This is a genomic window from Enterobacter cloacae complex sp. SHL018, from assembly GCF_049237905.1.
Classification (GTDB): Bacteria; Pseudomonadota; Gammaproteobacteria; order Enterobacterales; family Enterobacteriaceae; genus Enterobacter; species Enterobacter hormaechei_C.
In genome coordinates, this window is the sequence record NZ_JBMKJE010000002.1 from 496,950 (window position 1) to 514,419 (window position 17,470).

17 protein-coding genes are annotated in these 17,470 nt (G+C 56.4%); 11 read left to right on the forward strand and 6 right to left on the reverse strand.

What is annotated here, in order from left to right; genetic code table 11:
* Positions 1 to 118: 118 nt before the first annotated feature.
* The gene (locus ACOTY5_RS12195; RefSeq protein ID WP_015571917.1) at positions 119 to 613 is read left to right on the forward strand and encodes a PadR family transcriptional regulator; all 495 of its coding nucleotides are present in this window, start codon (positions 119 to 121) and stop codon (positions 611 to 613) included.
* Here ACOTY5_RS12195 and ACOTY5_RS12200 read toward each other — a convergent pair.
* Positions 610 to 2,169 carry a methyl-accepting chemotaxis protein gene (locus ACOTY5_RS12200; RefSeq protein WP_045141804.1) on the reverse strand — a complete coding sequence of 520 codons (1,560 nt, stop codon included), beginning with the start codon at positions 2,167 to 2,169 and terminating at the stop codon, positions 610 to 612. The genes ACOTY5_RS12195 and ACOTY5_RS12200 overlap by 4 nt on opposite strands.
* 239 nt (positions 2,170 to 2,408) lie before the next feature.
* Positions 2,409 to 3,929: a methyl-accepting chemotaxis protein gene (locus tag ACOTY5_RS12205; protein ID WP_032649597.1), complete on the reverse strand. Its 1,521-nt coding sequence runs from the start codon at positions 3,927 to 3,929 to the stop codon at positions 2,409 to 2,411.
* Between the two features lie 422 nt (positions 3,930 to 4,351).
* Between ACOTY5_RS12205 and ygjG the strand changes: the two genes are divergently transcribed.
* The 9 genes from ygjG to ACOTY5_RS12250 all read left to right on the forward strand — a co-directional run bounded on the left by ygjG (position 4,352) and on the right by ACOTY5_RS12250 (position 13,726).
* The gene (ygjG, locus tag ACOTY5_RS12210) at positions 4,352 to 5,731 is read left to right on the forward strand and encodes a putrescine aminotransferase (RefSeq protein WP_020480128.1); all 1,380 of its coding nucleotides are present in this window, start codon (positions 4,352 to 4,354) and stop codon (positions 5,729 to 5,731) included.
* Positions 5,732 to 6,333: 602 nt separating this feature from the next.
* Positions 6,334 to 6,876 carry a fimbrial protein BcfA gene (locus ACOTY5_RS12215; RefSeq protein ID WP_017382405.1) on the forward strand — a complete coding sequence of 181 codons (543 nt, stop codon included), beginning with the start codon at positions 6,334 to 6,336 and terminating at the stop codon, positions 6,874 to 6,876.
* A gap of 71 nt (positions 6,877 to 6,947) precedes the next feature.
* On the forward strand, positions 6,948 to 7,481 hold the full coding sequence (locus ACOTY5_RS12220) for a fimbrial protein (RefSeq protein WP_017382406.1): 534 nt from the start codon (positions 6,948 to 6,950) through the stop codon (positions 7,479 to 7,481).
* A gap of 46 nt (positions 7,482 to 7,527) precedes the next feature.
* Positions 7,528 to 8,238: a fimbria/pilus periplasmic chaperone gene (locus ACOTY5_RS12225; protein ID WP_023295470.1), complete on the forward strand. Its 711-nt coding sequence runs from the start codon at positions 7,528 to 7,530 to the stop codon at positions 8,236 to 8,238.
* Positions 8,239 to 8,298: 60 nt separating this feature from the next.
* Positions 8,299 to 10,923, forward strand: a complete 2,625-nt coding sequence (locus ACOTY5_RS12230) for a fimbrial biogenesis usher protein (RefSeq protein WP_045141803.1) — start codon at positions 8,299 to 8,301, stop codon at positions 10,921 to 10,923.
* On the forward strand, positions 10,924 to 11,931 hold the full coding sequence (locus tag ACOTY5_RS12235; protein ID WP_023295472.1) for a fimbrial protein: 1,008 nt from the start codon (positions 10,924 to 10,926) through the stop codon (positions 11,929 to 11,931).
* A gap of 9 nt (positions 11,932 to 11,940) precedes the next feature.
* Positions 11,941 to 12,486: a fimbrial protein gene (locus tag ACOTY5_RS12240; protein ID WP_015571924.1), complete on the forward strand. Its 546-nt coding sequence runs from the start codon at positions 11,941 to 11,943 to the stop codon at positions 12,484 to 12,486.
* Positions 12,487 to 12,495: 9 nt separating this feature from the next.
* On the forward strand, positions 12,496 to 13,017 hold the full coding sequence (locus ACOTY5_RS12245) for a fimbrial protein (protein ID WP_017692635.1): 522 nt from the start codon (positions 12,496 to 12,498) through the stop codon (positions 13,015 to 13,017).
* Entirely contained in the window at positions 13,010 to 13,726 is a 717-nt protein-coding gene (locus ACOTY5_RS12250; protein ID WP_045141802.1) for a fimbria/pilus periplasmic chaperone, read from the forward strand. The genes ACOTY5_RS12245 and ACOTY5_RS12250 overlap by 8 nt, the downstream gene beginning before the upstream one ends.
* Positions 13,727 to 13,760: 34 nt before the next feature.
* Here ACOTY5_RS12250 and ACOTY5_RS12255 read toward each other — a convergent pair whose 3' ends face one another.
* On the reverse strand, positions 13,761 to 14,363 hold the full coding sequence (locus ACOTY5_RS12255) for a helix-turn-helix domain-containing protein (RefSeq protein ID WP_045141801.1): 603 nt from the start codon (positions 14,361 to 14,363) through the stop codon (positions 13,761 to 13,763).
* Positions 14,364 to 14,405: 42 nt separating this feature from the next.
* Between ACOTY5_RS12255 and ACOTY5_RS12260 the strand changes: the two genes are divergently transcribed.
* The gene (locus ACOTY5_RS12260; protein WP_017382414.1) at positions 14,406 to 15,095 is read left to right on the forward strand and encodes a B3/4 domain-containing protein; all 690 of its coding nucleotides are present in this window, start codon (positions 14,406 to 14,408) and stop codon (positions 15,093 to 15,095) included.
* A 183-nt stretch (positions 15,096 to 15,278) separates the two neighbouring features.
* On the opposite strand, the gene lsrG is transcribed toward ACOTY5_RS12260, so the two are convergent.
* From lsrG to lsrB, 3 genes are read right to left on the reverse strand one after another with little or no spacing between them, the layout of a single operon-like run.
* Positions 15,279 to 15,572, reverse strand: a complete 294-nt coding sequence (gene lsrG, locus ACOTY5_RS12265; RefSeq protein ID WP_023295476.1) for a (4S)-4-hydroxy-5-phosphonooxypentane-2,3-dione isomerase — start codon at positions 15,570 to 15,572, stop codon at positions 15,279 to 15,281.
* Positions 15,569 to 16,456: a 3-hydroxy-5-phosphonooxypentane-2,4-dione thiolase gene (gene lsrF, locus ACOTY5_RS12270; RefSeq protein WP_032660401.1), complete on the reverse strand. Its 888-nt coding sequence runs from the start codon at positions 16,454 to 16,456 to the stop codon at positions 15,569 to 15,571. The genes lsrG and lsrF overlap by 4 nt, the downstream gene beginning before the upstream one ends.
* 11 nt (positions 16,457 to 16,467) lie before the next feature.
* Positions 16,468 to 17,469, reverse strand: a complete 1,002-nt coding sequence (gene lsrB / locus ACOTY5_RS12275) for an autoinducer 2 ABC transporter substrate-binding protein LsrB (RefSeq protein ID WP_015571929.1) — start codon at positions 17,467 to 17,469, stop codon at positions 16,468 to 16,470.
* Between the last annotated feature and the right edge of the window lies 1 nt (position 17,470).

Here is a 17,470-nt window from a genome sequence, read left to right on the forward strand (position 1 = left end):
TATATCGGAATGAATTCTTAATGATAATGATTGCTATTAACTAAGAAATCAAGATTTTTTAGATTGCATCTGAATATATCTTAGATATAGTTTAGATATATCAAATTGAGGGAAAAACATGCGACACGAACACGACGGCGGCGGACGCCGGCCACGATTTTTTGGTCATGGCGATTTGCGGCTGGTGATCCTGGATATCCTGACCCGCAACGCGAGCCATGGTTACGAACTGATCAAAGAGATCGAAAACCTGACGCAGGGACATTACACGCCAAGCCCTGGCGTGATCTATCCGACGCTGGATTACTTGCAGGATCAGGCGCTTATCACCATTACCGAAGAAGAGAACGGCCGTAAGCGGATTGCGATTAACGCCGCCGGAGAACAGTGGCTGGATGACAACCGGGAACAGCTGGAGCAGATCCAGACGCGTATCAAGGCGCGCTCCGTCGGTTTCCAGCTGCGCAAAAACCCGCAGATGAAGCGGGCGCTGGATAACTTCAAAGCGGTACTGGATCTGAAGGTTAATCAGGGAGAGCTCAGCGACGCGCAGTTGAAACAGATTATCGGCGTGATTGACCGCGCGGCGCTGGAGATCTCCCAGCTGGATTAAGCCAGCACGCCGTCGCTCACGCGGAACACGCGGACCAGCTCTTTCAGGTGCATGGCCTGTTCGTTAAGGGATGCCGCCGCCGCAACGGACTCCTCCACCAGCGCGGAGTTCTGCTGGGTGGTGGCGTCTATCAGGCCAATCGCGCTGTTGATCTGCGAGATGCCTTCCGTCTGTTCGTGGCTGGCCTGGCGAATCTCACGCAGGATTACGTCCATCTCCTCTACGTTGCCGACCATGCCGTTGATAAGCCCGCTGGCCTTCTCCACAAGGTTCATGCCGTCCTGCGTCTGGCTTGTGGAGCTTTCAATCAGCTGGCGGATCTCACTCGCAGATGTTGCACTTTTCTGCGCGAGCTGGCGTACCTCGCCCGCCACCACCGCAAAGCCACGACCATGCTCACCCGCGCGCGCCGCTTCGACCGCCGCATTCAGCGCCAGAATATTAGTCTGGAAGGCAATGGCGTCGATCAGGTCGATAATGTCGGACATCCTGTTCGATGTTTCGTTAATCAGGCGCATCTTGCTGGTGACCTGCTTCATCATCTCGCCGTTGTTTTTGACCACGGCAGCCGCATCGGCAGACAGGTTCGTCGCTTCTCCGGTGTGGGACGCGGTGTTCTTCACCGTAGCGGTGATCTGCTCCATCGACGCAGCTGTTTGTTCAACGGAACTGGCCTGCTCCTCCGTGCGGGCAGCCAGATCCTGGTTGCCCGCGACAATTTGCGCGGCGGCGCTGGAGATGTTTTCCGATCCGGTTTGCACCTGCTGCACAATCTCCAGCAGGCGCGTTTTCATCTCCATCAGTGCGGTGAGTAGCAGTCCGGTTTCATCTTTACCGTGCGAGGTAATGCTGCCGGTGAGATCGCCATCGGCAATGGCCTCCGCAAAATTCACCGCGTCGTTCAGCGGTCGGGTAATGGATCGCACAATGAACCAGCCAGTCAGGCTGGCTGCCGCGACGCTGAAAAGCGTAATCAGGACCAGCAGGAGACGATTGGTGCGGAAATCGCCTTCCACCTGCTCGCCCGCACTCTGCATTTCATGGTCCTGGATCGCAATCAGCGCCTGCACTTTCGCTTTGTAGGACTGTTGCAGATTCAGGGTGTTGGTCATCATTTCGTTTATCGCGCCCGCACGGTCGTTATTCTGCACGGCCTGCAAAATGCGGTAGCGCGAGTCAAGATATTGCTGGCGTACGCCGTGGATATCGGCCAGCACCTGTTGGGATTTTTTATCCTTGAGAGCGTTGTCCAGCTCGCTCAGGATTGCGGAGATGTGCTCGCTGATCGCCTTCAGACGCTGCTCTGATTGCGCCGTGTACGTCCCCTGTTCGTCCAGCAGCATGAGCTGCTGCGTGCTTATAAATTCCTGGAAGTTGTCGATTAACTGGTTCGCTTTTACCGTCGTTGGATAGTCGCTGGTAAGGATGGTTTGCATTCCATTGTTTGCCCGATTCAGGCTCATCAGAGACAAGCTTGCGCTGACGACCATCAGGACAATAAATAATCCAAACGCCAGAAATAATTTCGTGCCGATCTTTACGTCATGTATGAACATATTTACCCCATCGATGTGATTATTTCTCAGACGATCGCTGTTATCGACAGGAAACACGCTAACTTTATGACTTTGATCGTTTTTTTATTTTTCACTCTCAATGAATCTGGATCGTAACAATTAAAAACCGGGCGCTTTTTTTAGTTACTTAATATTTCATTAACAACATAACTTATTCTGAAAAACAAAAAAGCCGTTTACCCAGGAGGAATAAACGGCTTTATCGAAGCATGCATTTCTTAATGCAGCACGGTAACCGCATCTTCAAGGCGTCCGGCCCGGTGCTTAACCATCGCGGAAATCTGCGCGCTCTCTTCGACCAGGTCAGCATTTTTCTGCGTAATGCTGTCCAGCTCTGCCACGGCACGGGTCAGCTCTGTCAGGCCTGTCGCCTGCTCTGAGGTGGCGTGACTGATCTGCGCGATGAGCTGCGTGACGTTTTTCACCTGCTCGACAATATCATCCATAGTACGTCCCGCGGCGTGGACCTGCTCGGCGCCCGACTGCACTTTGCTGGCGCTGGCGTCGATCAGCTTGCGAATATCGTTAGCCGCGTTCGCGCTGCGGCTGGCAAGATGACGCACTTCGCCCGCCACCACCGCAAAGCCTTTACCCTGCTCGCCTGCGCGTGCCGCCTCAACCGCGGCGTTCAGCGCCAGAATATTGGTCTGGAAGGCGATGTCATTGATAAGCGAGGTAATAGAGCCAATGCGCTGGGTACTGTCGGCAATGTCATCCATGGTTTTCACCACGGTCTGCATCACGGTGCCCCCCTGCGTGGCCGCGCTGCTGGCGGCCATCGATAGCTTGTCGACTTCGGCTGCGGTCTCAGAGTTACTCTGCACCGACGCCGCCATCTGATTCATTGTTGCCACGGTCTGCTGCACGTTAGCCACGGTCTGGCGCGTGCGGTCGTTGAGATCTTCATTGCCCTGCGCCAGCCTGTCGCTACCGTCGCGCACGCTCACCACCTGGCTGGAGACGTCGTTGATCAGCCAGCGGCACATCAGCCCCAGCTGTCCGACGGCCCGCAGCGTCAGCCCCAGTTCATCGCTGCGGTTAAGATGCTGCACGCTGTTACGCTCTCCGGTAGCGACCCTGAGCGCCTGCCGTGCGACGTTTTCCACCGGGCGGACAATCTGTTGCTCAAACACCAGGGTGCCAAGCAGCATCACCACGGCTGCCGCCGCCAGCGAAGCCCAGCCCGCGGCACTGGCAACCAGCGTTGCGGCCATCACCGCGAAAAGTACCGCCATTACGCTACGCACGCGCCAGCGCAGCGGCATCGCCGGTAATTTGCCGAGCCAGCCTTTGCGCACCACCAGCCCTTTATGAATGCGTTTTTTGCAGCGTCCTTCGTTGAGCGCCTTATAAAGCGGCTCCACCGCGGCGACCTCGTCCTGCGTGGCGCGGGTACGAATGGACATATAGCCCGTCATCTGGCCGTTACGCACCATTGGTACCGCATTGGCACGTACCCAATAGTGATCGCCATTTTTACGTCGGTTTTTGACAATCCCGCTCCAGGGTTCGCCCTTTTGCAGCGTGTACCACATGTCGGCAAAAGCCGCTTTCGGCATATCCGGGTGGCGCACAATGTTGTGCGGTTGCCCGAGCAGCTCCTGGAGCGTAAAGCCGCTCACTTGCACAAAGGTGTCGTTAGTGTGGGTCATGTAGCTGTGGAGGTCGGTGGTCGACATAAGCGTGGTGTCATCGTCCAGCGGATATTCATTCTGGGTGACATAGTCAGGAGAGGACATAGTGAGCATCCCTTGCAGGTTATTTGAATGTTAATTTTGTGGCTTATGTTTTTTCGGCGATAAAAAATTTATCTTTAGTTGTTAAATATGATTGAGATCGCAAATCTCGGTTAAACCGCACTTTTCGTGCGTTTTTCTAATTAATTGATTTAAAATACTTTCGGCATGAAACTACCTACAAAGCATGATACCCCGGTGCACACTTAAGGCGCATTCCCTGCCCTGGAGCAGTGCAATTGACGACACCCCATCCCCGGCTCGTTATCCCTTATCCCGTGCGGCGCGCGATGGCATGATTAAATATTGTGCAACTTTGATTTCACCTGGCGTTTATCCCGATTTTTGTTAAGGCATCTGAGGTGGCGTAATCCCTGCAATACTTAACTCAGTATCATGTGATACGCGATCCCCGGGAGCATATTTTGAACAGGTTACCTTCCAGCGCCTCGGCTCTTGCCTGTACCGCGCACGCACTGAATCTCATTGAGAAGCGAACGCTTGATCATGAGGAGATGAAACAACTTAACCGTGAGGTCATTGATTACTTTAAGGAGCATGTGAATCCAGGTTTTCTGGAGTATCGCAAATCTGTTACCGCCGGCGGGGATTACGGAGCCGTAGAGTGGCAAGCGGGCAGTCTGAATACGCTTGTCGACACCCAGGGACAGGAGTTTATCGATTGCCTGGGGGGTTTTGGTATTTTCAACGTGGGGCACCGTAATCCAGTTGTGGTTTCCGCCGTACAGAATCAACTTGCGAAACAACCTCTCCATAGCCAGGAACTGCTCGATCCGCTTCGCGCCATGCTCGCGAAAACGCTGGCAGCCTTAACGCCCGGTAAGCTGAAATACAGCTTCTTCAGCAACAGCGGCACCGAATCGGTCGAAGCGGCGATTAAACTCGCCAAAGCGTACCAGTCGCCGCGCGGGAAATTTACCTTTATCGCCACCAGCGGCGCGTTCCACGGGAAATCCCTGGGCGCTCTGTCGGCGACCGCTAAATCTACCTTCCGCAAGCCGTTTATGCCGCTGCTGCCGGGCTTCCGCCACGTGCCGTTTGGCGACATCAACGCCATGCGCATCGTGCTGAGTGAATGCCGTAAAACCGGCGACGACGTGGCGGCGGTGATCCTGGAGCCGATTCAGGGTGAAGGCGGCGTGATCCTCCCGCCGCAGGGCTATCTGCCCGCCGTGCGTCAGCTGTGCGATGAGTTTGGCGCGCTGCTGATCTTCGACGAAGTGCAGACCGGGATGGGGCGCACCGGCAAGATGTTCGCCTGCGAGCACGAGAACGTTCAGCCGGACATTCTGTGCCTGGCGAAAGCGCTCGGTGGCGGCGTGATGCCGATTGGCGCAACGGTCGCCACTGAGGAGGTCTTCTCGGTGCTGTTCGATAACCCGTTCTTACATACCACCACCTTTGGCGGTAACCCGCTGGCCTGTGCGGCGGCGCTGGCCACCATCAACGTGCTGCTGGAGCAAAACCTGCCCGCGCAAGCGGAGCAGAAAGGCGACATGCTGCTGGACGGCTTCCGTCAGTTGGGCCGGGAATATCCGGATCTGGTACAGGATGCGCGCGGGAAAGGGATGCTGATGGCGATTGAGTTCGTTGATAACGAAACCGGTTATAGCTTCGCAAGCGAGATGTTCCGCCAGCGGGTACTGGTGGCGGGAACGCTTAACAACTCGAAAACCATCCGCATTGAGCCACCGTTGACGCTTACCATTGAGCAGTGTGAGCAAGTGCTGAAGGCGGCGCGTAAAGCGCTGGCGGCATTACGTATTGCCGTAACATCCGCCTGAACATTTATTTTTCCTGCCCTTTTAGCAGTATCAGGGCGATATGCAAAGAAATCCCTGGGATACGCCAGGGATTTCTTTATGCAGTCAGACTGAGGAATAATGTGCATAAGTGCAAACACGGTTCATCATATAAATTTAAAATATTTCTTTATGTAATATCAGATTGTAAAAGCAGCCGGATAATAACACCACCGCATTCCCAACGCATGTCCGAATAATGACAGCCGTAACGTCTTGCATTATTAACAAAACCACGATGACATTCATCGCAGACATTAATAAAACCGACCAGCGAATAGAAATGCGGTTCTGACGGCGTGCAATATCATTCAAACAAATAAATTATGAGTTAATTTTATATTTAGTAAAACTAATAAAACATCAACCCATTATCACATTGATATAATATTATTTAATCCGTAGAATCCCCTCATTCATCAGCGCAGTGGCGGATGATATAAAACCAGTAACAACGCCCTGGGTAAAAATAATATATTAATCTAAAAACATATCCTATACCACTGCCTCGAAAAAAGATTCACGTGACATTGTGAATATATTATTTCAATTGACAGCATGATGTTTATCTAAAAAGGATTTGTATGAAAAAGCAAGTTATAGCAATGGCTGTTGCCGGCGCGCTGGCTGGTGGCATGGCAATTAATGCGCAGGCCGATACCGTTACCGTTTCCGGCGGGACCGTCAACTTTGTCGGCCAGGTGGTAAACGCCGCCTGTTCCGTCGCGGCTGACTCCGTAGACCAGACCGTTACCCTGAGCCAGGTGCGTACCGTCAAGCTGACAACGGTCGGCATGCAGGCCAACCAGAAAGAAGATTTTAAAATCGTTCTGGAAGATTGCGACGCCACCGTTAGCCAGAATGCCGCCGTGATCTTTAACGGCCAGCAGGACCCTGCTGTAGAAGGCAGCCTGGCGAACACCGCTGGCGCAGGCTCGGCCAAAAACGTTGCGCTGCAACTGTTCGGGCCGGACGGCCAGGCGCTGAACATTGGCGATACCTCCTCCAACGTTAAGCTGATCAACGGCGAAAACATCATCCCGCTGAGCGTGGATTACGTGGCCACAGGCGCGGCCGAGCCGGGCAACGTCTCCTCCGTCGCAACGTTCCAGATGGTTTATTCCTGATTCGTTAGCCGATCTCGCTTCTTCGCCTGCGGGCGGAGAAGCGTTGTCCGGCAAGCGTTAGAGAGTTCGCAATGCAGCAATCCATAAATCGGGCGCTGCTGATAGCCGGCACTGCGCTTTTTGCCGTATTGCCAGCCGCGGCAAAGGACGATGGAAGCGTGACCTTTCAGGGTCAGGTCGTCAATGCGGCCTGTTCCGTCAGCATGGATTCCCAGGATCAAATCGTGCATATGGGACAGGTACGCAATAGCCAGTTCATCGCCGCCGGTGACTGGGCCAAACCGGTACCCTTCTTCATCACGCTGGAAGCATGCGACACCAGCGTAAGCCAGCGCGCCGGGGTGCTGTTTAGCGGCGAGTCTGACGGCAACGATCCCCAGGTTTTTCGCGCGGGCTATGGGCCTGGCGCCGCCACCGGGATTGGTATCGGTCTATTCGATGCGATGGGGAACCTGGTAAAGCCAGACACCGCACCCCCCTGGTACAGACCTTTGCAGGACGGTGAAAACCGGCTGAGCTATATCGCCAGGTATCGCGCCACCGAAGATAGCGTCAACGCTGGTACCGCGAACGCGCAGGTCTGGTTCATCGTTTTTTACCAATAACTGACTCACAGGCAAGAAGCCTGACACATGAGAAACTGAGGGAACAATGCGTATCATTACATCACGCTGTAAACTGACTCGTCTGATAGCTGGCGCACTAACGGCTCTGTTCGCGATGGGGATGGCCGGTTCTGCCAGCGCAGGCGGTATCGCGCTCGGGGGAACCCGGGTGATTTATCCCCAGGGTGATAAGCAGGCTTCATTAGCCATTATTAACTCTTCAACGAATACCACTTTTTTAATTCAGAGCTGGGTGTCCAACGCCGAAGGGGCAAAATCAGCGGATTTTGTCATTACGCCGCCGCTGTTTGTTATCCATCCTAAAAAAGAGAATACCCTGCGTATTATGTACGTGGGCCCCGATCTGCCTGTCGATCGTGAAAGCGTTTTTTATCTGAACAGCAAAGCCATTCCTTCCGTCGAGAAAAATAAGCTTTCCGGTAATACGCTACAAATTGCCACCCAGAGCGTTATTAAACTTTTTATCCGGCCGAAAAAATTGCCGTCGCTCTCTATTGATGCGCCCAAAACATTAACCTGCTCAGTCACCAATGGAAAAGTCACTATTACCAATCCATCGCCTTATTACGTTTCGTTGGTTCAGTTTTTCGTCGGCAGCACGCAACTGGCAAATAACATGGTAGCGCCCAAAAATAACCTGGTGGTGGAGATCCCCGGTGGCGGCACTGGCAGCGTGAGGTTTCAGACCGTTAATGACTTTGGTGCCAACACGCCCGTTCAGTCATGCGCGAAATAAGTCGTATACGGCGTTACGTATGACGTTTTGTCATTAAAAGCCTCGCAGGTAAGGGAAGACATGAAGCGTGTTCAGCCACGAAGATTTAACGCGCTCGTCAGAGCGTCGCTAACGCCGCTGGCGTTGACGATTGCGGGACTCCTTTCGTCCATCACCGTGCGCGCGGAGTATTTTTTTAACCCGGCATTTTTGTCGAGCGATCCTTCCGCCGTGGCGGATCTCTCCCGTTTTTCAACAAATGGCCAGGCGCCGGGCGTCTATCGCGTGGATCTCTGGCTGAATGGAACATTTGTCACCACCCGCGATATCAACTTTATCGCCAGAGCCGTAACGGACGGAGCCGTACAGGGCGACGACACGGGGCTAATGGCCTGCCTGACGCCCAAAGCGTATGAAAACCTGGGCGTCAACGTTCAGGCATTCCCGGCGCTGGCCGCCGCGAAAGCCGACAGCTGCGTGGACATTGCCGCCATTATTCCGGCCGCTGCCACTCTCTTTAATTTCGAACAGCAGCGTCTGGAAATCAGCATTCCGCAGGCCGCATTACGCAACAACGCGCGCGGCTATATCCCGCCAGAGCAGTGGGATGAAGGTATTAACGCTCTGCTGCTGAACTATAACTTTAGCGGCTCATACAGCCGCGATCGCAGCGAAAACGGCACAACCCACAAAAGCTATTTCCTCGGCCTGAACAGCGGGGTGAATCTTGGTGCGTGGCGTCTGCGGGACTACTCGACGTGGAACTACTATAACAGCGACGAGAACCGCCATAGCGAATGGGAACATATCAACACCTATCTTGAGCGGACGGTGATTCCGCTAAAGGGCAGACTGACGGTGGGCGATAGCTATACCTCGTCGGAAATTTTCGACAGCCTTCCCTTTCGCGGCGCGCAGATCGCCTCGGACGACAACATGCTGCCAGACAGCATGAAAGGCTTTGCGCCCACAATTCGCGGAATTGCCAAAAGCAACGCGCAGGTCACCATCAAGCAGAACGGCTATAGTCTTTACCAGAGCTACGTTCCGCCCGGCGCCTTCGCCATTAACGATCTCTTCCCAACCTCCTCCAGCGGCGACCTCACGGTAGAAGTGAAGGAGACGGACGGCAGTATCTCCCGCTATTCCGTTCCTTACTCCGCCGTACCGCTCCTCCAGCGCGAAGGGCGGGTGAAGTATGCCCTGACGGCGGCACAGTACCGCAGCAATAACGGTCAGCAGGACGAGGTGAATTTTGCCCAGGGCACGCTGATTTGGGGGCTACCGCAGGGCGTAACCGTCTATGGCGGCTCACAGCTTTCCGGCGATTATCACGCGCTGGCTCTTGGCGCTGGCCTCAATATGGGCAACTTTGGCGCCGTCTCTCTCGACGTTACCCACGCGCGCAGTACGCTGGCCGACGACACCAGCCATACGGGGCAGTCTCTTCGTTTCCTGTATGCCAAATCCCTCAACAAGATGGGTACGAACTTCCAGCTGCTGGGCTACCGCTACTCCACGTCCGGGTTCTATAACCTGGATGAGACAACCTACACCCATATGCAGGGCTATACGGGCGATGCGGAGCAGGATGACGCGAATGAGGCCACGAACTGGCTGGACTACTACAACCTCAACTGGACTAAACGCGGCAAGCTTCAATTCAATATTTCGCAGCAGCTAGGCGGGCTCGGCTCGCTGTTCGTGACCGGAAGCCAGCAGAGCTACTGGCACACGGACGACAAAAACACGCTCGTCCAGGTGGGATACAGCGGTACCTGGGCCGGGATCTCATACAGCCTGACCTACAACTACAACAAATCGCCGGGCATGTCGGATAGCGATGAGATTTATGCGATTAACCTTTCCTTCCCGCTTAGCCAGTGGCTTTCACCTGCCAATGACGTCAGCCAGAAGCGGAACTACGCCTATGCCACCTACGGCATGAGCGCCAATAAACATGGAGAAACATCTCAGAACGCGGGGATTAACGGCACGCTGCTGGCGGAGAACAACCTTAACTACAGCGTGCAGGAAGGTTATGCCAGCCAGGGGGCTGGCTCGCAAGGTTCCGCCAGTCTGGAATACGATGCCGCCTACGGCAACGCCAGCCTGGGCTACAACTACAGCGATAACGGCGATTATCGGGAAGTGACCTACGGCCTGAGCGGAGGCGTGGTAGCCCACCGCAACGGCATCACCTTAAGCCAGCCACTGGGTGATACCAACGTGCTGATTGCCGTACCGGGCGCAGCGGACGTCAGCGTCGAGAATGAACCCGGTATCCATACCGACGGACGCGGCTATGCGGTGGTGCCTTACGCCTCGGCCTACCATCTGAACAGGATGGCGCTGGACATTAACTCCCTCTCAGACGCCATGGATATCGATGATGCCGTCACCAGCGTGGTGCCGACCCACGGCGCCATCGTGCGCGCCACGTTTAACGCCCGTCTGGGCGCACGCGCGCTGGTAACGCTGCGCTACCACGGCAAGCCGGTGCCGTTTGGCGCCATGGTTTCCCGCGACGATAACGGCAGCGACACCATCGTAGGCGAAGAAGGCGAAACCTACCTCTCCGGCCTGAGCCAAAAGGGAGTGTTGAAGGCGCAATGGGGAGAAGGGGCGGATAAGCGCTGTACGGCCAACTACCACTTACCTGAAAGCAAACAGCCGCTGCTGCGGATCACCATGGAGTGTTCATAAATGAAATTAAGGATGATGCTTCTCTCTGCCGCTGGGCTACTTTTTTCGCTGAGCAGCCTGGCCGCAACGTGCAAAAACGCTAACGGCGGAATTTCCATGGTGAATTACGATCTGACCACCACGCTCACCACGGATCAAAACATCAAGGGCAACGGTACAGAGCTGAACCGAACCCAGGATATCCACGTCAACGCCACCTGTCCCCCAGGCAACTGGGAGAAGCGCACCTATCGTACCTATATCTCACCTTTCCCCGTGGTCAAAACGGAAGGCGAGTGGAAATATTTACAGCTTGATCCGGATTATATTATCGGTGCGATGAAAATCCATGATGCCACCATCGGCGATTTTTATCCGCCGGTGGAGTATGTCCACATGGGGGGGCACGAAGAGGTGGATACGGGCGGCGTCTTCCCGGTGAACGACAGCAATCTGACCTTCAAAATACAGATTGTCAGGCCGTTCATCGGCTCGGTCGTGATCCCGCCGAAACTGATGTTTAACGTCTATGTCACCACGACGGAAAATGACCGGCCCACCGTAATCGTTTATCAGATCACCTACAGCGGCGTAATAACCGTCCCGCAAAACTGCGTGATTAACGCCGGGCAAACCGTCACCGTCGATTTTGGGGCACTCTACCACGGCGATTTCACCCAGGCCGGACAGCGACCCGACAGCGTAGCGCCAAAAACCTTTACCGTGCCGATCGAATGCAACGCTGATGTCAACTCACCGGCGCAGCTCACCCTACGGGTACAGGGGACGGCAGACGCTCGTTTCGCCAACGCGCTGGCGACGGATAACCCGGACGTGGCCGTCGTCGTGACCAGCCCGCAGGGCGAGATCCTGCGGCCAAACGTGTTCTCAAGCAGCGTCCCCTTTACCACGGATATGTCAGGACGCGCGGACGTGACGCTGCAAGCCTACCCCATCAGCACCACCGGGCAGTCGCCAGAGCTGGGCGTCTTCAGGGCGCTGGCGCTGTTACGCATTGATTTCGCCTGAGGAAGCGTAATGACCATTTCATGGAAAAACACCGTATGGCTGAGCGTGGCCCTGTTAAACCCGCCGCTGGTGAAGGCTGACGACACAAGCTTTAACGTGCAGTTTATCGGCACCATCGTTGGGGAATCCTGTAACGTCGATACTAACAGCGCAGAGCAAACGATCGACCTGGGTGAATTTACGACAGAGGAATTTCCGCGCGTGGGCGCCACGACACCGGAAAAGCAGTTTGCCATCACGCTCAAAAACTGCACCCGCGCAATCGGCGGCACGACCGTCTGGTTTACCGGCGACGCGGACGCCAACGATCCCACGCTGCTTGCCTTATCAGATACGGGAAAAGGGACGCAGCACATGATGGCGACCGGACTGGCAGTCGAGCTGCTCGACAGCGCGCGGGCGTCTGTCCCGATCAATAATACCGAGTCGCCGCTATATCCCCTGCTGCCGGGCGATAACACGCTGACCTTCTTCCTGCGCTATAAATCTACGCTGCCGACGGTCACCACCGGCAACGCCACCGCCGTGATGTATTTCGATCTGCTTTACCAGTAAGGAGACAGAATGACGATCCTGAACAGGTTATTTATCTGTTGCGCGCTGCTGTTGTCAGGCAAGACGCTCGCCCATGACGGCACGGTCTATATTACCGGCGTGGTGAAAGGCAAAACCTGTATTGTCTCCCCCGGCTCGGAACAGCTGGTAGTGGAGATGCATGATGTGGCGGCCCGCCAGCTGGCCGGGCAAAAAAACGAAACGCCCTATGAGCCGTTCACTATTAACCTTGAAGCCTGCGGCGCCGGGTTATCCGCCGTCAGCACCCATTTTGAAGGCACGCCGGACGGTAACAATAGCGATCTGCTGGCCCTGACCGGCGGGCCGGACTATGCAACCGGCGTGGCTATCGGCCTCTATAATCCTGATAAATCGCTGATCGCCATGGGGGATGAAAGCCTGCCGTTCGCGCTAAGCAATGACCAGACCACCCTGGCGCTGCATTTTTACGCCCGCTACCTCGCCGTGACGAACGCCGTTACGCCGGGGGTGGCTAACGCTGCCGCCACCTTTGTGCTGACCTATGCGTGAGGCCAGCCTGCTGAAAAAAGCGGAGATAGCCCTGCTGACCGCCGCGTCTTTCTGGCTCTTGCCCACTCAGGCCGGGGTGGTGATTGGCGGCACGCGGTTTGTTTATCCTCAGGATCAGCGCGCTATCAGCGTCACCGTGCGCAATAAGTCCTCGCTGCCGTATCTGATTGGCACAAAAATTTATCGCGGCGGCCGATGGCCGGGGGCGCAGCAGCCCCCCGAAGCGGCCACCGCGTGGTTTACCGCGACGCCGCCACTTTTTGCACTCCAGCCCGGACGTGAGAATAAGATCCGTCTGTTTCGCGCCGATGCGCCGCTTCCTGCCGATCGCGAAACGCTTTTCACGCTAAGCATTGCCTCCATTCCGGCCAGCCAGCGTCACAGCGATAACGTTCAGATGGCGGTACGTTCCAGCATGAAGTTTATCTATCGCCCGGAGGGGCTTCAGGGCGAACCGGCGCTGGCCTATCGTCAGCTACGCTGGCAGCTGACCGCCGACGGGCTGACGGTTGAAAACCCGTCGCCTTATTACGTTACGCTGTATCAGCTTTCCGTTAACGGAACGCGGGTGGATAACGCCGGCGTTGTCGCCCCTCTGAGCCAGCGACGAACGGACTGGTGTAAAGGGACTGCCAGGTGCCAGCTCACCTGGCAGTCGCTGAGCGACGAGGGGCGGATATTGCCCTCGATCGCCCGCACGGTGAAATAATTGCTCGCGGGGGTATCCTGGCAGCGGACCGACACTAGCGGTGAAACTCCGCTACCGTCATGGTAAAGCGCAGCACTTTTTCTCCCTCATTGGCATAGCCGTGCGCCGCTTCCGTTTTCGCTACCGCCGACGCGCCAGCATTAACCTGTACCACCGTCTCGTCCACCGTCAGGGTTAATACGCCTTCGTTCACGTGCAGCAGTTCAAACGTTCCCGCCGGATGTCCCGGAGAGGTGAAAGTCTCTCCAGGATGCATCTCCCACTGCCACAGCTCAATCATATCCGGGCCTGCGGTGCCTGCCAGCAATCTGGCATAACCGCCCTGTGCGCCCTGCCACAGAACCGGGATCGCCTCTTCCTGAATAATGTGTACCTGCGGCTCGCTGGAGACGTTAACGATGTCTGCCACCGAGACGCCAAGCGCGGCGGCCAGTTTGCACAGAATGGCAATGCTGGGGTTGGCAGCCCCTTTTTCGATCTCCACCAGCATGCCTTTGCTGACGCTGGCGCGGCGGGAAAGCTCGTCCAGCGACAGCTTTTTCTCTTTCCGCCAGCTGCGGATACGGTTCGCCACGGCCAGGCTTACCTGGGCAACATCGGCGCCCGCATCGGTCATTATATTGACTTTATCAGTCATTGGTCACTACCATGGTATAAAACAGTCAATACAGGATTATTTATGTCTCTTCTAACACCGTCAATAGATTCGCGACTTGTCGGGATCGCGCCCGGCTTTCGGGCACTGAGCATTCTGGTTGAAGCTGCCCCGATTACCCAACCGGAGGTTGCGCCCGCTGCGCTGGCGCAGGCCTGCCAGCAGATGCTCAATGATGATGTGCCCTGGGCAGAAAATCATCTCGCCGCCTGGGATGAGGTGTTTAAAGCCTTTGGTGCAAAACCCAAACGTACGCCCTGCTCGGCCTCGGCCCTGCGCAAGCGCGTGATGAGAGACGGTTCGCTGCCGCCGCTCGACCCGGTGGTGGATGTCTATAATGCCATCAGTATCCGCTACGCTATTCCGGTAGGGGGAGAAAATCTGGCGGCTTACTCGGGAGCGCCGCGCCTGACGCTGGCCGACGGCAGCGAGCCGTTTGATACCTTTAAAGAAGGTGAGCCGGTTGTAGAAAATCCGGAGCCAGGCGAAGTTATCTGGCGTGACGATCTCGGCGTCACCTGCCGCCGCTGGAACTGGCGACAGGGGGTACGCACGCGTCTGGACAGTCAGGCGCAGTCCATGTGGTTTATTCTCGAAAGCCTGCCGTCGATGCCGCTGGCGGCATTACAGGAAGCTGGCGATGAGCTGGTGAGCAATCTGCAAAAGCTGATGCCGGGCGCGACGGCGCGTATTCAGTTGCTGGAGCTGGCGTGAACAACGCCGGGTGGCGCTTCGCTTACCCGGCCTACAAATACTGCATATGTAGGCCCGGTAAGCGCAGCGCCACCGGGCAAACATCGCACCATCCCCCGTAGGCCCGGTAAGCGCAGCGCCACCGGGCAAACACCGCACCATCCCCCGTAGGCCCGGTAAGCGCAGCGCCACCGGGCAAAGCCGCTACTCCGGCAACAACCCCACAAAACAGCGTTTTTTGCGCGGCTCTGACATCAGCTCTTCAAGCTTATCCACGCACGCCAGATAGTGTGGCGTTTGCTTATGCGCCAGCACCGCCGCTTCGTCTTTATAGGCTTCGTAGATAAAGAAGCGGGTTTTCACCCGCGGGTCCTGCAAGACATCAAAGCGCAGGTTGCCCGGCTCCTTGATCGCCCCCTCGTGGTTGGCGCGAAATACCTCCAGAAACTCGTCCACCCGCTCGGGCTTGATGTTGATCTCCACTAACGTCACGTTCATTTTGCTTCTCCCTGTTTCTCTTCCTGCCAGAACTGAAACGCCTCCCGGGCGCTCATGTTCTCGTGAACCACTTTCTTCACCGCTTTCAGCATGGCGAGTGGCGCGCTGGACTGGAAGATATTCCGCCCCATGTCCACGCCGGACGCCCCCTGGTCAATCGCCCGCCAGCACATCTCCAGCGCCTCGTGCTCGGGCAGCTTTTTGCCCCCGGCGATCACAATCGGCACCGGGCAGCTGGCGGTCACTTTTTCAAAGCCCTCGTCCACGTAGTAGGTTTTGACGAACTGCGCCCCCATTTCGGCCGCGATGCGGCTGGCCAGCGAGAAATAGCGCGCGTCGCGCGCCATCTCCTTGCCGACGCCCGTCACCGCCAGCGTCGGCATGCCGTAGCGCGCCCCCGCGTCCACCAGCTTGATGATGTTGTTGATCGACTGATGTTCAAATTCGCTGCCGATATACACCTGCGCCGCCACCGCGCAGACGTTCAGGCGCAGGGCGTCCTCCATCGCCACCGCCACGCACTCGTTGGACAGCTCGCCCAGAATCGAGTTACCGCCGGAGGCGCGCAGCACCACCGGTTTGTTCGTCGCGGCAGGTACCTGGCTCCTGAGGATGCCGCGGGTACACATCAGCACGTCGGTCTCACCAAACAGCGGCGCGATGGAGAGGTCGATACGCTCAAGACCGGTGGTCGGCCCCTGAAAGTAGCCGTGGTCAAAGGCCAGCATCACCGTGCGGTTGCTCTGCGGATTGAAGATGCGCGAAAGCCTCGACTGCATTCCCCAGTCCAGCGAGCCGCAGCCCTTCAGGGTGTACGGCACATTTTGCTGCGGCGTGCCGATGCCAAAATCCTTGCCGTCTTTGATGTCGTCTAAATCAGCCATTTGCTCCCCCGTCAGAAATCGTATTTGTTGATGTTCTCTTTGGTGAACACCACCCGCTCCGGCAGCAGCACAATGCCATTGCCCTTCGCCTCATACTGGTAGCCCTGCACGCTGTTCGGCTCGACCTTCAGCGTTCCGATATCTTTCACGTCGACGCTGTCGCCAGGGTTAAGATCGCCTTTTTTCAGTAAACGATCGGCGACATTGACCGCAATTTTGCCCTGTTGCACCACGTCCCACAGGCCGAAGGCTTTCACCGTGCCGCGCTCAACATATGGACGCATCACGTTCGGCGTGCTGAAGCCGACAATCGCCACCCCTTCCCGCTTCAGGTTTTCCGCCGCCTGTGCCGCGGCTGGCAGGGCGTTGGCGTCCGGGGCGATAATCGCATCCAGATCCGGATACGCTTTTAAGATCCCCTCGGCGGTTTGCAGGGATTTGGTGGCGTCGTTATAACCAAACTGGGTGGTGACGATCTGCCATTGGGGATGATCTTTCTCGATTTTTGCCTTCGCCTCTTTCACCCACTGGTTCTGGTCGGTGACTGTCGGGCTGGAGTAGAAGAACGCCACTTTCGCGTTCGGTTTGGTGACCTGCTTGCCTGCCATCTCCACCAGCAGGCCGCCGAGCTGTTCCGGCGTGCCCTGGTTGATATAGATGCTGCGGCATTCCGGTTTGGTGTCGGAGTCCCAGGTCAGGACCTTCACGCCACGCTGCATCGCGCGCTTCAGCGCCGGGCAGAGACCGTCCGGCGACACGGCAGAGACGATGATGGCGTTATAACCCTGGTTGACGAAGTTATTGATGAGCTGCACCTGGCCGGAGACGCTCGGCTCGGTCGGGCCGTCGTAGGTGACGTCCACGCCAAGATCTTTCCCCGCCTCTTTCGCGCCGTTGCCGCCGCTGGTGAAGAATCCCACGCCTACCAGTTTCGGGATAAAGGCAATGCGGTCCGCCGCCTGCGCCGAAGCGAAGCTGAGGGCCATTGCCAGGACGAATAGTTTTGTTTTCATC

Coding starts and splice junctions, on each gene's coding strand:
- ACOTY5_RS12195 (WP_015571917.1), top strand. CDS start 119: ATGCGACACGAACACGACGGCGGCGGACGCCGGCCACGATTTTTTGGT.
- ACOTY5_RS12200 (WP_045141804.1), bottom strand. CDS start 2,169: ATGTTCATACATGACGTAAAGATCGGCACGAAATTATTTCTGGCGTTT.
- ACOTY5_RS12205 (WP_032649597.1), bottom strand. CDS start 3,929: ATGTCCTCTCCTGACTATGTCACCCAGAATGAATATCCGCTGGACGAT.
- ACOTY5_RS12215 (WP_017382405.1), top strand. CDS start 6,334: ATGAAAAAGCAAGTTATAGCAATGGCTGTTGCCGGCGCGCTGGCTGGT.
- ACOTY5_RS12220 (WP_017382406.1), top strand. CDS start 6,948: ATGCAGCAATCCATAAATCGGGCGCTGCTGATAGCCGGCACTGCGCTT.
- ACOTY5_RS12225 (WP_023295470.1), top strand. CDS start 7,528: ATGCGTATCATTACATCACGCTGTAAACTGACTCGTCTGATAGCTGGC.
- ACOTY5_RS12230 (WP_045141803.1), top strand. CDS start 8,299: ATGAAGCGTGTTCAGCCACGAAGATTTAACGCGCTCGTCAGAGCGTCG.
- ACOTY5_RS12235 (WP_023295472.1), top strand. CDS start 10,924: ATGAAATTAAGGATGATGCTTCTCTCTGCCGCTGGGCTACTTTTTTCG.
- ACOTY5_RS12240 (WP_015571924.1), top strand. CDS start 11,941: ATGACCATTTCATGGAAAAACACCGTATGGCTGAGCGTGGCCCTGTTA.
- ACOTY5_RS12245 (WP_017692635.1), top strand. CDS start 12,496: ATGACGATCCTGAACAGGTTATTTATCTGTTGCGCGCTGCTGTTGTCA.
- ACOTY5_RS12250 (WP_045141802.1), top strand. CDS start 13,010: ATGCGTGAGGCCAGCCTGCTGAAAAAAGCGGAGATAGCCCTGCTGACC.
- ACOTY5_RS12255 (WP_045141801.1), bottom strand. CDS start 14,363: ATGACTGATAAAGTCAATATAATGACCGATGCGGGCGCCGATGTTGCC.
- ACOTY5_RS12260 (WP_017382414.1), top strand. CDS start 14,406: ATGTCTCTTCTAACACCGTCAATAGATTCGCGACTTGTCGGGATCGCG.
- lsrG (WP_023295476.1), bottom strand. CDS start 15,572: ATGAACGTGACGTTAGTGGAGATCAACATCAAGCCCGAGCGGGTGGAC.
- lsrF (WP_032660401.1), bottom strand. CDS start 16,456: ATGGCTGATTTAGACGACATCAAAGACGGCAAGGATTTTGGCATCGGC.
- lsrB (WP_015571929.1), bottom strand. CDS start 17,469: ATGAAAACAAAACTATTCGTCCTGGCAATGGCCCTCAGCTTCGCTTCG.